This is a genomic window from Streptomyces sp. NPDC089424, from assembly GCF_044749345.1.
GTDB lineage: Bacteria > Actinomycetota > Actinomycetes > Streptomycetales > Streptomycetaceae > Streptomyces.
This window is the reverse complement of the sequence record NZ_JBIVHU010000008.1, coordinates 93,903-107,485: the sequence shown is the minus strand read 5'-3', so window position 1 is coordinate 107,485 and position 13,583 is coordinate 93,903. Positions and strand designations below refer to the sequence as shown.

Genomic DNA, 13,583 nt, shown 5'->3' with positions numbered 1-13,583 from the left:
CCGACGCGCACACCGGTTGACACCCGGGCGCACCTTACGGAACTTGCATGCCGGGCCAGGATACGAGCACGCAGAATCTCCGCGTAGTGAACGATTGTTAGCAGCGCGGGCGGGGCAGACGTTGGGCATGGCGCCCGTTTGTGCGACCCTCGCTTCCTTCCGTGCGCCTCCTCTCCGCCTCCCCGCCGATCAGAGCCGCTCGGCACCCTGGGAGACGGCAAGCGCCGCCCACCGCTCGCCGGTCCCCACCCGTCGACCCGCACCCCGACGACCGGCGGGCGGCTGCCTGAATCGGGGGTTGACATGGCCACACGGAAAATAAGGACACGGGGGCTGGGCACCGCTGCGGCAGCGGGCCTGGGTCTGCTGACAGGAGCCCTCGCCGCGCTGGCCGCGGAACGCCGCACGGCACACGCCATGCGAGCGCGACTCGACCGCCTGGAAGCACAGGTGGCCCATTCGCACCGGCACGCGAACCTCGCCAATCAGCAGCATCTGCACTGGGAGCTGCTCAGCAAGGCGATCGACAGTCCTGAACTGGCGGAGGTGCTGGACATCTTCGAGGCACCGGCGTCACCGCTGGAACGCAGGCAGTACCTCTTCGCCAATGCCCTTTACACGAACCTCCTCTTCTACTACCGGATCGGCAACCTCAGCCGTGAGGAGGTCTTCGGGCGGATGCGCGGCCTGCTGCAGAACCCGGTCGTCCGGGAGTACTGGATCGCTACGCGCGGCCAGCGCGCCACCCTTCCGGAGGACTCCGACGAGGCCGAGTTGGGACGCATGGTGGACGACCTTCTTCGGCAGTTGGAGGAGGCGGACACCGAGGAATGGTGGGTGGTGGGCGAGCCGCCGGCCGAGTAGGAACACGCTCGCGCAGAAATCACACCCTCGGGCCATAACGAACGGGTGAATACGTCAGTTGTCCCAGTCGCCACTGGGGTTGACTCTCGCCTGACCGTGCCGAGTGACCCCACAAGCGTCGCTCACGCTGCCGGACGACGAGTGCACCCACAAGGCGCCTTCGCACCAGCTGCCGTCGTGCACCCCTCTTCAGTCGTGGACCAAAGGGAACAAACAGTGAGTCAGATCATCCGTCGGATCGGTGTACCTCCAAGCCAGCGCGGAAGCACTGGAGGAGGCAATTGCCCTGACATCTTCGAATTGGCCGACGGAAACTTCGCCGTCATCGGCAGGGACGCCACGGACTCACTCGACCCGGATCTGCCCTCCGACGCCTCGCGGGCGGATTACGAGCGCATCGTCGTCATCACCCGCGAAACCCTTATTCGCGCAAAGCGCGACATTCCTGATGTGTAAGTAATCCGCTGCGGGCCCGACCCGGGACCACCGCCTTCAGGTCCGGCACCAAAACGGTGCCGGACCTCGTTCGTTCCCGGGCCCGGCCTCACGCCGCCTGTGGCACCTTCACCGGCGCCCCGGGCCCCACGTAGCGTGCCGCCGGGCGGATGATCTTCGAGTCCTGGGACTGTTCCAGGATGTTGGCGCTCCAGCCGACCACGCGGGCCGCGGCGAAGGTCGGGGTGAACATCTCGCGGGGCAGGCCGCAGAGTTCCATGACCACTCCGGCGTAGAACTCGACGTTGGTGTGCAGTTCACGGCCGGGTTTGAGTTCGGCGAGGATCGCCTCGACGCGGCGTTCCACCTCCACCGCGAAGTCGACCAGCGGCCCGCCGAACTCCTGCGCGATGCCCCGCAGCATGCGGGAACGCGGGTCCTCCGTGCGGTAGACGGGGTGCCCGAAGCCCATGATGCGGTCGCCGGCGAGGACCCGCTCCCGGATCCAGGGGTCGATGCGATCCACCGTGCCGATGGCGTCCAGGGTGTCCAGCGCCCGGCTCGGGGCACCTCCGTGCAGTGGCCCCGAGAGCGCGCCGACCGCGCCGACCAGGCACGCGCCCACGTCGGCACCGGTGGACGCGATCACCCGCGCGGTGAAGGTTGACGCGTTGAATCCGTGATCAATGGTTGAGATCAGGTATTGCTCGACCGCACGGGCCCGCCGCCGATCCGGTTCCTCGCCCGTCAACATGTACAGGTAGTTCGCCGCGTACGACAGGTCCTCCCGGGGCGGCACCGGCGCGAGCCCTCGACCGAGCCGATGCAGCGCCGTGAGCACGGTCGGCACGGCCGCCGTCGCCACGAGCGCGTCCTCGCGCCGCCGGTCCGCGTCGATGTCGTACAGCGGACGGAAGCCGTGCGCCGCGCCCAGCAGGGACAACGCGGTGCGCAGGCCGGCGAGCGGACCGGAGCGCCCACCGGCCGCCGCGATGGCTGGCAGCGCCGCCGACACCTCGTCGGGCAGCTGCCGCAGCGCCGCGGTCCGGGCGGCGAAGGCCGCCGCGCCCGGGCCGTCCGGCAACTCTCCGTGCACCAGGAGATGCCAGACGTCCTCGAACGAGCGGGTCTGCGCGAGGTCGACGGCCGAGTACTGCCGGTAGTGGTAGAAGCCCTCAAGACCCCGTACGTCACCGATCTCGGTGTCGGTCACGACGACGCCCGCGAGCCCCCGCGGCACGTCGACAGCACTGGATGCGGACCTGTTGACGGACATGTTTTCCTCCCTGGACTTGATGCGACTGTCCATGGTTGACTCAAACTCTGTCAATATTGATTGAATCAATACTGGAGTCAATGTGTCGCCCAGGCCGCTACGGTGACCCCCATGCGCGATCAAGAACCCGGCCCCGTCCCACCGGGCCGGCGGCTGAGCACCAAGGAGGCCGCCGAGCTGCTCGGCGTGAAGGCGGAGACGGTGTACGCCTACGTGAGCCGCGGCCAGCTGACCAGCCACCGCACGCCGGGCGGCCGGGGCAGCACGTTCGACGCCGAGGAGGTGGCGGCGCTCGCCCGGCGCAACAGACGTGAGAGCAGCGGGAGTCCCGGCACCGCCACCGACCTGTCCGTCCGCACCCGGATCACGTTGATCGACGGCGACCGGTACTACTTCCGGGGAGTCGACGCGACCGAGCTCGCCGCACGTCACAGCTACGAGGAGATCGCCGAGTGGCTGTGGACGGGGCGACTGCGCTCCGGGATCACCTTCGCCGCGCCCCTGGCCTCCGTCGCCGTGGCCCGGCGCGCGGTCGACTCGCTGCCCGAGCACAGCGGACCGACCGACCGGCTGCGCGTCGCCGTCGTCGCCGCCGCCTGCGCGGATCCGCTGCGGTTCGACCTGTCCGAGGACGCCGTCCTCGGCACCGCGCGCGTGCTGATCCCCACGCTCGTCGCCGCCCTCCCGCCGCGCCGCCCCACACAGCGCGACGAGGGCTCCCTGGCCCAGCGCCTGTGGCGACGGCTCAGCCCGCGCGACCCGGACGAGACCTCGCTGCGCGCCCTGGACATGGCGCTCGGCCTGCTCGTCGACCACGATCTCGCCGCCTCGACGCTCGCGGTGCGGGTCGCCGCGTCGGCCCGTGCGCACGCCTACGCGGCCGTTTCCGCCGGGCTCGGCGTGCTGGAGGGCCCCCTGCACGGCGCGGCCAGTGGCCTTGCCCACCGGATGCTCGTGGAGGTCCTCGACCAGGGTGACCCGGCGCCCGTGGTCGCGGACGAACTCCGGGCCGGCCGCCGCATCCCGGGGCTCGGCCACCAGTTGTACCCGGGCGAGGACCCCCGGGCGCGGGCACTCTTCGCCGCCCTGGAGCAGATGCCCGACGCCGAGCCGGCCCTGGCCGCCGCCCGCGACGTCGTGGCCACCGCCGCACGGCACACGCCGTTGCACGCGAACGTCGACCTGGCCCTCGCCGTGCTCACCGTGGCCGGCGGCATGCTGCCCACCGCGGGCGAGACGATCTTCGCGGTGGCCCGGACCGCGGGCTGGATCGCCCACGCGCTGGAGGAGTACGGCGAACGGCCCCTGCGGATGCGCCCCAGCGGCCAGTACGTGGGCTCGCGCCCTCCGCAGCCCCTGCCCGAGTAGGACCGCGGTGCCGGCCCGAGAGGACCACGGTCACTGCCGCTGCTGGAGTCGACGTCGCTGCCGCAGCCGCCGTCGCTGTCGCCGTCGGGACAGGACACGGGGAGGTCCGGAAGTCACCCTGGACGAAGTCAGGTTAGGCTCACCTGTGTGAGTAGGTGTGCAACCGTCTCGCGGGACTTCGACGAGCCCGTTTCCGGAACCGCCGCGACCGCCAGGACCTGGCTCCTGGTGGAACAGCCGGGTCCCTGGGGCGCGCGGGCGCTCACTTCGAGCCACCTGGATCCCGCGCTGGGCCGGGCCCTGGAAGCGGCCGCGAAAGGCACCGGCGTGCGGGTCGCGCTCATCCGCCGCCCCGGCCGCCACGCCGACTTCGGCGCTCCCGCCGTACGCCACGTGTACGCGGCGCACACCCTGCCCGGCAACGCCTGGCTGCGGGCCGCCACCATCGACGACCCGGCGCGGCTGCTCGACCTCGACCTCACCGCCCTCGGCGCGGGCGACCACCGCTCCTTCGACGCCACGCTGCAGGGCCGGCCCCACACCGGCGCCCCGCTCGCCCTCGTCTGCACCAACGGCAAGCGCGACCGCTGCTGCGCACTCCTCGGCCGCCCCCTGGCCAACGAACTCGTCGCCTCCGGCATGAACGGCATCTGGGAGGTCACCCATCTGGGCGGTCATCGCTTCTCCCCGACCGTGCTCGTGCTGCCCCACGGCTACGCGTACGGCCGGGTCGAGGCCCACACCGTCAAGGACGTCCTGCACGGCGTCCAGGAGGGCCGCGTGGTCCCCGAGGGCTGCCGTGGCCGTTCGGCCTGGGAACGGCCCGGCCAGGCGGCGGAGCTGGCCGTGCGGACGTCCGCCGGCGAGTACGCGGCGGACGCGCTGAGCGTCGTACGGACGGAGAACGCGGTACGTGTGGACGGTGCGGCAGCGCGCTGGGAGGTGGTCGTCGCCCACACGGACGGACGCCAGTGGCGGGTGATCGTCGCCCAGGGCGCTTCGCTCCCCCCGCGCGCGGAGAGCTGCGGTACGTCGGTCCTGGGCTCCCCGGCACGCATGGACGTGGTCGCGGTCCACGCGCTCGAGGCCTCGGCACTCGCGAGCTGACCGGCGGCCTTCGGCGCTCCCTGCCGCCCCGAGGTGAGCCGCGCCACCCCTCTGCGGCACCGCGCGTTCCCCCACGTACCTTCGTGGGTATGCGCCCCACTCCCCCCACCCGACGCCTGCGCCTGGGACTCCCCCGCCGGGTGTTCTCGCAGGTGCTGATGATGCAGGTGGCGATCGCGGCGGGAGTCGCGGTGCTCGCGACCGGGCTGTTCCTCGCGCCCCTCAGTGACCAGCTCGACGACCAGGCGATGCGGCGCGCGCTCGCCATCGCGCAGACCACCGCGGCGCAACCGCGGCTCGCCGAGGAGCTCCGTGCGACGCCCGCGACGCCCGACGGGCCCGTCCAGCGGGAGGCGGAGCGGATCCGCCGGGCCACGCAGGCGGAGTACGTCGTGGTGCTGGACCGCCGGGGCGTGCGCTGGTCGCACACCGAGCCCTCGCAGATCGGCAGACACGTCTCCACGGATCCCGGCGACGCGCTCGCCGGCCGTGAGGTCATGGAGATCGACGAGGGCACCCTGGGCCGCTCCGCGCGCGGGAAGGTGCCGCTGCGGGACGCGGACGGGGAGATCGTCGGCGCGGTGTCGGTCGGGATCGCCTACGACAGTGTCCGGGCCCTGCTGGTCCACGCCATCCCGGAGTTGCTGGCGTACGCGGGCGGCGCCCTGGCCGTGGGCGCGCTGGCCGCCTGGCTGATCTCCCGGCGGGTGCAGCGGCAGACCCGGGACCTGGCGTTCTCCGACATCGCGGGGCTGCTCGCGGAGCGTGAGGCGATGCTGCACGGCATCCGGGAGGGCGTCGTCGCGCTGGACCGCACGGGCCGTGTCCGGCTCCTCAACGACGAGGCGCAGCGCCTGCTGGGCATCGGGCACGAGTCCGTGGGCCGTTCCCCCGACGAGGCCCTCGGCGAGGGACGCACGGCGGATGTGCTGGCCGGCCGGGTGCCCGGCACCGATCTGCTCACGGTGCGCGGCCCGCGTGTCCTGGTCGCCAACCGGATGCCCACCGGCGACGGAGGCGCCGTCGCCACCCTGCGCGACCGCACGGAGCTGGAGCAGCTCGGCCGCGAACTGGACTCCACCCGCGGCCTGATCGACGCCCTGCGCGCGCAGGACCACGAGCACGCCAACCGGATGCACACGCTTCTGGGGCTGCTGGAGCTGGAGATGTACGACGACGCGGTCGAGTTCGTGGGCGAGGTGGTCGGTGACCACCGGGCCACCGCGGAGCAGGTCACCGAGCGGATCGAGGACCCGCTGCTCGCCGCGCTGCTGGTCGGCAAGGCCACCGTGGCGGCGGAGCGGGGCGTCGCCCTGCGGCTGTCGGGCCGTACCCGTCTCGCGGACCGCCTGGTCGACGCCCGGGGGCTGGTCACGGTCGTCGGCAACCTGGTGGACAACGCGCTGGACGCCGCGGCGGGCACCCCGCACGCGCGCGTGGAGGTCGAGGTGTACAGCGAGGGCCGTACCGCCGTGCTCGTGGTACGGGACACCGGTCCCGGAATCCCGGCGGAGCTACGGGAGTTGATCTTCACGGAGGGCTGGTCCACCAAGGAGCCGCCCGCGCACCGGGAGCGCGGCATAGGCCTCTCCATGGTGCGCAGGCTGGCGGAGCGGCAGGGCGGTTCCGCGACGGCCGGCGAAGCCGCGGGCGGCGGCGCGGAGTTCACCGTCGTCCTGCCCGAGGCGCTGTCCGAACCGGGCGCGGAACCCGCGCTCGCCGTCCCGTCCACCCGGCGGGCCGACGGCGAGGAGGCGTGATGATCGAGGTCCTGGTCGTGGACGACGACACCAGGGTCGCGCGCGTGAACGCCGCGTACGTCGGGAAGGTGCCGGGCTTCCGTGTCGCCGGGGAGGCGCACAGCGCTGCCGGGGCGCTGCGCCGGCTGGATGCGCTGCCGCGGGTGGACCTGGTGCTGATGGACCACTACCTGCCCGACGGGACGGGCCTCGCGGCGGTGCAGGAGATGCGCCGGCGCGGCCATCAGACCGACGTGATCATGGTGACGGCGGCACGCGACGTCTCGACGGTGCGGGCGGCGATGCGCCAGGGCGCGCTGCAGTACCTCGTGAAGCCGTTCGCGTTCGCGGGTCTGCGGGCGAAGCTGGAGGCCTACGCCGCGCTGCGCCGCACCCTCGACGGCGGCGGCGAGGCGGAACAGGCCGAGGTGGACCGCATCTTCGGCGCGCTGTCCGCGACGTCGGAGCCGGATCTGCCCAAGGGGCACTCCCCCACCACCGCCGAGCTCGTACGGCAGGCCCTGATGCACGCGGAAAGCCCCCTGTCCGCCCAGGAGATCGCCGAACGCACCGGGGTGAGCCGCCAGACCGCCCAGCGCTATCTGAAGCTCCTGGAACGCACGGGGCGGGCCACGCTGACCCTCAAGTACGGCGACGCGGGCCGCCCGGAACACCGTTACATGTGGGCGACCCGCACCTGAGCCCCGGCTCCTCAGGTGACGACCCGCACCTGAGCCCCGTCCCCTCAGGCGGCCCCCGCGCCCGTCAGCGCCCGCACCTGCGTCTCCGCGTGCTTCGCGGGGTCCGGCGTCTCCGGCGAGGTGACCGTGCCGAGCCAGCCCGCCAGGAAGCCCAGGGGGATCGAGACCAGGCCCGGGTTCTGCAGCGGGAAGTACTGGAAGTCGACGCCGGGGAACAGTGATTCGGGACTGCCCGACACGACGGGCGACAGCGCCACCAGCACCACGGCCGGGATGAGCCCGCCGTACACGGACCACACGGCGCCGCGGGTGGTGAAGCCCCGCCAGAACAGCGAGTAGAGCAGCACGGGAAGGTTGGCCGACGCGGCGACGGCGAAGGCGAGGCCGACCAGGAAGGCGACGTTGAGGTCCCGCGCGAGCAGCCCGAGGGCGATGGCCACGACGCCGATGCCGACCGCGGCCGTGCGGGCCACGGCCACCTCGCTGCGCGGCACGGACCTGTGGCGCCGCAACGACGCGTACAAGTCGTGCGCCACGGACGCCGAGGAGGCCAGGGTGATGCCCGCGACCACCGCGAGGATGGTCGCGAACGCGATGGCGGCGACGATCGCGAAGAGCACCGTCCCCCCGGTGGAGCCCGCCCCGCCGCCCAGGTCCAGGGCCAGCAGCGGAACCGCCGTGTTCCCGGCGGCGTTCGACGCGTGGACGGCGTCCGGCCCGACGATGGCCGCCGCGCCGAAGCCGAGGACGATCGTCATCAGGTAGAAGCCGCCGATCAGCCCGATCGCCCACACCACCGAGCGCCGGGCCGCCCGTGCGGTGGGCACGGTGTAGAACCGGGACAGGATGTGCGGCAGCCCGGCCGTGCCCAGCACCAGGGCGAGCCCGAGGCTGATGAAGTCGAACCGGGCGGTCCAGTCCCCTCCGTACCTGAGCCCGGGAGCGAGGAACGCCTCCCCGTGGCCGCTGCGCGCGGCCGCGGTGCGCAGCAGTTGGTCGAAGTCCCCGTGGAAGCGGGCCAGGACGAGCACGGTCAGGGCGATCGTGCCGCCCATCAGCAGGACCGCCTTCACGATCTGGATCCAGGTGGTGGCCCGCATCCCTCCCAACGACACGTAGATCACCATCAGCGCGCCGACGCCGATGACCGTCCAGGACCGCGCCGCCTCGCTGGTCCCGCCCAGCAGCAGCGCGACCAGGCTGCCCGCCCCCACCATCTGCGCCACCAGGTAGAGCACGGACACGGTCACCGAGGAGGTTCCCGCCGCGATCCGCACCGGCCGCTCCCGCATCCGCGCAGCCACCACGTCGGCGAGGGTGAACCGGCCGCAGTTGCGGACCAGTTCGGCGACCAGCAGCAGGACGACGAGCCAGGCCACCAGGAAGCCCACGGAGTAGAGCATCCCGTCGTACCCGAACAGCGCGATGAGTCCGGAGATGCCCAGGAAGGAGGCGGCGGACATGTAGTCGCCGGCGATGGCAAAACCATTCTCCATGGGCGAGAAGAGACGCCCGCCGACGTAGAACTCCTCCGCCGAACCCTGTCGGTCACGGCTCACCCAGGTCGTGATCCCGAGGGTGACGGCGACGAACGCGCTGAACAGCAGCAGGGCCAGCGTCTGGTGATCGCCCGTCACAGGGCACCGCCACGCATGCCACGCGTCAGTTCCTGGGTGTCCCAGCGCAGTTCGAGCGCGGCCCGGTCCCGGCGCAGCCGGGCGTGCCGCGCGTAGGCCCAGGTGAGCAGGAAAGTGCTGAGGAACTGGCCGAGCCCGGCCAGCATCGCCACGTTGACCGCGCCGACCACGGGCCGCGCCATCAGCCCGGGCGCGGTCGTGGCGGCCACGACGTACGCCACGTACCAGAGGAGGAATCCGGTCACCGCGGGGATGACGAACCTCAGGTAGCGGCTGCGCACCTCCTGGAAGGCCGCGCTGCGCTGCACCTCGAGGTAGACGTCACCGGCGGCCGGGGCCTCTTCGCGCGCGGCGGGCACGGATGCGGCGGGGCCGGCCTGCTCGCCCCAGCCGGAGGCCAGGGAGTCGTACCAGGGGTCGTCGTAGTGCTCGGGGCGACCGTTGCTAGAGGGCATGCCCAAGCATGGACAGAGCGGGAAGATCCCTGACTATTCTTCTTCCCGCTCTTCACCCCATCAGGTGACCGGGGCCGCTGGTGGCCCCGGTCTGCGCTATGCGTCGATGCGGGACCGGTCCAGGGTCGCCGCCGAGTTGGAGATGAACTCCTTGCGGGGCGCGACGTCGTTGCCCATGAGGAGGTCGAAGACCTGCTCCGCGGCCTCCAGGTCGGCGAGGTTGATGCGGCGCAGGGTGCGGTGGCGCGGGTCCATGGTGGTCTCGGCCAGCTGGTCGGCGTCCATCTCACCGAGACCCTTGTAGCGCTGGATCGAGTCCTTGTAGCGGATGCCCTTGCTCTGGAACTCCATGAGCTTGTCGCGCAACTCGCGGTCCGAGTACGTGTAGACGTACTTGTCCTGGCCCTTCTTGGGCTGGACGATCTCGATCCGGTGCAGCGGCGGCACCGCGGCGAACACCCGGCCGGCCTCGACCATGGGGCGCATGTAGCGCTGGAAGAGCGTCAGGAGCAGGCAGCGGATGTGGGAGCCGTCGACGTCGGCGTCGGTCATCATGATGATCTTGCCGTAGCGGGCCGCGTCGAGGTCGAAGGTCCGGCCGGAGCCCGCCCCTATGACCTGGATGATCGCGCCGCACTCGGCGTTCTTGAGCATGTCCGTGACGGACGACTTCTGGACGTTGAGGATCTTGCCGCGGATCGGCAGCAGCGCCTGGAACTCGGAGTTCCGGGCGAGCTTGGCGGTGCCGAGCGCGGAGTCGCCCTCGACGATGAACAGCTCGCTGCGGTCCACGTCGTCACTGCGGCAGTCGGCGAGCTTGGCCGGCAGCGACGAGGACTCCAGGGCCGTCTTCCGGCGCTGCGCGTCCTTGTGCTGGCGGGCCGCGATACGCGTACGGGCCGCGGCGACCGCCTTCTCCAGGACGACCCGGGCCTGTGCGGCGGCGTCCCGCTTCGCGGAGGTCAGGAACGCCTTGAGCTCCTTGGCGATCACGGTGCTCACGATGCGCCGGGCGGCCGAGGTGCCGAGGACCTCCTTGGTCTGGCCCTCGAACTGCGGCTCGGCGAGACGGACGGTCACGACCGCCGTCAGCCCCTCCAGGGCGTCGTCCTTGACGATGTCGTCCTCGGCGACCCGCAGCATCTTCTTGGTGCGGAGCACCTCGTTGAGCGTGCTGGTCACGGCCTGTTCGAAGCCCGCGACATGGGTGCCGCCCTTGGGGGTGGCGATGATGTTCACGAACGACTTGAGGGTCGTGTCGTAGCCCGTGCCCCAGCGCAGCGCGACATCGACGTCGAGTTCGCGGGTGACCTGGGTGGGAGTCATCTGGCCGTGCTCGTCCAGGACCGGGACGGTCTCCCGGAAGGTGCCCTGGCCGGAGAGCCTCAGGACGTCGCAGACCGGCTTGTCGGTGGCCAGGAACTCGCAGAACTCGCTGATGCCGCCGTCGAAGCGGAAGGACTCCTCCCCCTTGCTGCCGCCCTCGCCGAGGCCGTACTCGTCGCGGACGACGATGGTCAGGCCGGGGACGAGGAACGCGGTCTGGCGGGCCCGCTGGTGCAGGTTGTCCAGGGAGAGCTTGGCGTCCTTGAGGAAGATCTGGCGGTCGGCCCAGTAGCGCACGCGCGTGCCGGTGCGGGTCTTGGGGATCTTCTTGGCCTTGCGCAGGCCGCTGCCGGCCTCGAACTTCGCGTCGGGCCCGAGGGCGGCGAAGGCGCCGGGGACGCCCCGGCGGAAGCTGACGGCATGGGTGTGGCCGCCGCGGTCGACCTCGACGTCCAGCCGGGCGGACAGGGCGTTCACCACGGAGGCGCCCACACCGTGCAGACCGCCCGACGCGGCGTAGGAGCCACCGCCGAACTTGCCGCCGGCGTGCAGCTTGGTCATCACGACCTCGACGCCGGACAGACCGGTCTTGGGCTCGACGTCGACCGGGATGCCGCGGCCGTTGTCCCGCACCTCGACCGAGCCGTCGTCGTGCAGGATCACGTCGATGTGGTCGCAGTAGCCGCCCAGGGCCTCGTCCACGGAGTTGTCGATGATCTCCCAGAGGCAGTGCATCAGGCCACGGCTGTCCGTCGACCCGATGTACATGCCAGGGCGCTTGCGGACGGCCTCGAGTCCCTCCAGGACGAGCAGGTGCCGCGCGGTGTAGTTGGAACCGTCCCGGTCTGCTCCTGCCAGCAGCGCTGTGGACGGCACGGACGTTTCGGCGGTCACGCGGTTCGCTCCTCGCTGAATTTCATATGGGGCCCATTGGGGTAAGGGCGCGGCTCCGGTAGCCGTTCAGAGGGTACCGAGGCCTGGTAGAGCCGTTGTAACGCCACCCTCGTCCGGAACTCAGACTAGTCCACGGTCGCATGCGTGTTCGATCCCTCGTTGGAGTGAAGCACATATCACGTTCCCTTCGAGGCATGAACCATTTAGGCTCCGGGCACGTCCTCATGAACAACCGGCAAGCCGGCCGGGGAGGACACCGACACCGACAGACTGAGCGAACCCGTAAGACACATAGACACGTAATACGGCACATTCGCCGCCAACCGGCAGCAGACAGCCACCTCGAAGATTTTTTTCGAGGAAACGCCACGAGCGGGAACGTTTTCGGGCTGGTTGGATGTTGACCCTGGTACGACAGCTCGTCGAGCTAGAGAAGAGGCGACGTGACTACTGTTCTGACCCCCGCGAGCCCGCTGACGGCGGCTGATCGCTGCGACCGCTGCGGCGCCCAGGCATACCTGCGCGTCGTGCTGCTCAGCGGCGGAGAGCTGCTCTTCTGCGCGCACCATGGCCGCAAGTTCGAGCCGGAACTCAAGAAGATCGCCGCTGAGATACAGGACGAGACGGAGCGACTCACGGCCGCTCCTGCGACCGCTCCCGAAGATGAGCGCTGACGCCTAGCGTCCACGACGAGCTCCGGTTCAGACCGGTGAACGGGCGGCCGCCCTTGCTCAGGGCGGCCGCCCGTCCTCGTCCACTCACTCTCGGCGGTCCTGGCGGAACCCCTGTCCGGGCCTCCCCGGCCCAGGGCCAGGCCCAGGATCCTCAAGGCCCCTCAGGGAAGCCGTACGGGCTTCCCGGGCACCTTGCCGCGGCCCTCGCCCGGCACGCGCTGCTTCGCTTCCTCGGCAGGCCGGTCCCAGCCCAGTTTCTTGAGGACGTCCGACACCCGCGTGTAGACACCCGGGCTGCCCGGACGTCCGCAGCCGCTGCCCCATGACACCAGGCCGACCAGCCGCCCCTCGGCGACCAGTGGCCCTCCGCTGTCCCCCTGGCAGGCGTCCCGGCCTCCCACCCGCTGCCCCGCGCACAGCATGGCGTCCGCGCGATACGTGCCGTCGCTACTGCCCGGATACGCCCTCTCGCACAGCGCGTCCGGCAGTACGCGCACGCGTGCGGCCCGCAGGCCGGACGGGTAGTCGCCGGCGCCGGTGATGTCGCCCCAGCCGTAGACCGTGGCGCTCGTCTCGGCCGCGTAGGCGGAGTCACCCGCCGCGGCCATCGGGATCACCGCTTTCTCCGGAAGCTCCTCGGCGAGCGTGAGGACCGCGAAGTCGCCGGCGTTGCTGATGTTGTCGTACGCGGGATTCACCCATGCCTCACTGACGGGGATCTCCTGCCCCTCGTCCGTGCGCAGGTCGGTGCGGCCAGCGATGACCTTGAGGTCGCGCACCTTGCCCGGCGGCTTCCCCAGGACGTCCTCGCCCAGGCAGTGCGCCGCCGTGAGGACGGTGGTCCGGCCCACCGCGACCGCACCGCAGAACTGGCCCGACCGCGTACCTCCGAACCGGTCACGGCTGGACAGCGCGACCGTGTAGGGACTGTCGGCGGCGTCGATCGGGAAGCCGCCGACGACTATGCCGTCCGAGGCCGCGGGAACGGCGGTGGCCAGGGGTATCGCAGTGGCCGCGGCCGCCAGTACCAGCGGCCGGGTCAGGGCCCGGACAGTGGGACGACGCATGTGTGCTCCTCACTCTGGGAGGTTCGTGAGACACCCAGAG

At 71.3% G+C, this 13,583-nt stretch carries 12 protein-coding genes; 7 read left to right on the top strand and 5 right to left on the bottom strand.

Going from position 1 to position 13,583, the window contains the following annotated elements; genetic code table 11:
• The first annotated feature begins 303 nt into the window (after positions 1-303).
• Both ACIP2X_RS29615 and ACIP2X_RS29610 read left to right on the top strand, forming a co-directional pair.
• Positions 304-864: a DUF6082 family protein gene (locus ACIP2X_RS29615; protein WP_401678527.1), complete on the top strand. Its 561-nt coding sequence runs from the start codon at positions 304-306 to the stop codon at positions 862-864.
• A gap of 216 nt (positions 865-1,080) precedes the next feature.
• Complete coding sequence (locus ACIP2X_RS29610) at positions 1,081-1,320, top strand: hypothetical protein (protein ID WP_365446107.1); 240 nt, start codon at positions 1,081-1,083, stop codon at positions 1,318-1,320.
• A gap of 88 nt (positions 1,321-1,408) precedes the next feature.
• Here ACIP2X_RS29610 and ACIP2X_RS29605 read toward each other — a convergent pair whose 3' ends face one another.
• Positions 1,409-2,575, bottom strand: coding sequence for a citrate synthase/methylcitrate synthase (locus ACIP2X_RS29605; RefSeq protein WP_401678524.1), 1,167 nt, complete (start codon positions 2,573-2,575; stop codon positions 1,409-1,411).
• Between the two features lie 111 nt (positions 2,576-2,686).
• Between ACIP2X_RS29605 and ACIP2X_RS29600 the strand changes: the two genes are divergently transcribed.
• From ACIP2X_RS29600 to ACIP2X_RS29585, 4 genes are all read left to right on the top strand, one after another.
• Complete coding sequence (locus ACIP2X_RS29600) at positions 2,687-3,943, top strand: citrate/2-methylcitrate synthase (RefSeq protein WP_401678521.1); 1,257 nt, start codon at positions 2,687-2,689, stop codon at positions 3,941-3,943.
• A 147-nt stretch (positions 3,944-4,090) separates the two neighbouring features.
• Positions 4,091-5,050, top strand: a complete 960-nt coding sequence (locus tag ACIP2X_RS29595; protein WP_401678519.1) for a sucrase ferredoxin — start codon at positions 4,091-4,093, stop codon at positions 5,048-5,050.
• Positions 5,051-5,139: 89 nt separating this feature from the next.
• Complete coding sequence (locus ACIP2X_RS29590; protein ID WP_401678516.1) at positions 5,140-6,810, top strand: ATP-binding protein; 1,671 nt, start codon at positions 5,140-5,142, stop codon at positions 6,808-6,810.
• Positions 6,810-7,490, top strand: a complete 681-nt coding sequence (locus ACIP2X_RS29585) for a response regulator (RefSeq protein ID WP_401678513.1) — start codon at positions 6,810-6,812, stop codon at positions 7,488-7,490. Before ACIP2X_RS29590 ends, ACIP2X_RS29585 begins: the two co-directional genes overlap by 1 nt.
• 44 nt (positions 7,491-7,534) lie before the next feature.
• On the opposite strand, the gene ACIP2X_RS29580 is transcribed toward ACIP2X_RS29585, so the two are convergent.
• The 3 genes from ACIP2X_RS29580 to ACIP2X_RS29570 form a co-directional block, all read right to left on the bottom strand.
• Positions 7,535-9,127: a cation acetate symporter gene (locus ACIP2X_RS29580; protein WP_401678511.1), complete on the bottom strand. Its 1,593-nt coding sequence runs from the start codon at positions 9,125-9,127 to the stop codon at positions 7,535-7,537.
• Positions 9,124-9,582: a DUF485 domain-containing protein gene (locus ACIP2X_RS29575; protein WP_401678508.1), complete on the bottom strand. Its 459-nt coding sequence runs from the start codon at positions 9,580-9,582 to the stop codon at positions 9,124-9,126. The genes ACIP2X_RS29580 and ACIP2X_RS29575 overlap by 4 nt, the downstream gene beginning before the upstream one ends.
• 96 nt (positions 9,583-9,678) lie before the next feature.
• Positions 9,679-11,802, bottom strand: coding sequence for a type IIA DNA topoisomerase subunit B (locus ACIP2X_RS29570; protein ID WP_401678505.1), 2,124 nt, complete (start codon positions 11,800-11,802; stop codon positions 9,679-9,681).
• A 443-nt stretch (positions 11,803-12,245) separates the two neighbouring features.
• Here ACIP2X_RS29570 and ACIP2X_RS29565 point away from each other — a divergent pair, with 443 nt between their 5' ends.
• A complete protein-coding gene (locus ACIP2X_RS29565) occupies positions 12,246-12,476 on the top strand; it encodes a hypothetical protein (protein WP_401678502.1) in 231 nt (76 codons plus the stop codon).
• A gap of 161 nt (positions 12,477-12,637) precedes the next feature.
• Here the strand turns inward: ACIP2X_RS29565 and ACIP2X_RS29560 are convergent, their stop codons facing one another.
• Positions 12,638-13,543, bottom strand: coding sequence for a S1 family peptidase (locus ACIP2X_RS29560; protein ID WP_401678500.1), 906 nt, complete (start codon positions 13,541-13,543; stop codon positions 12,638-12,640).
• Positions 13,544-13,583: the final 40 nt, after the last annotated feature.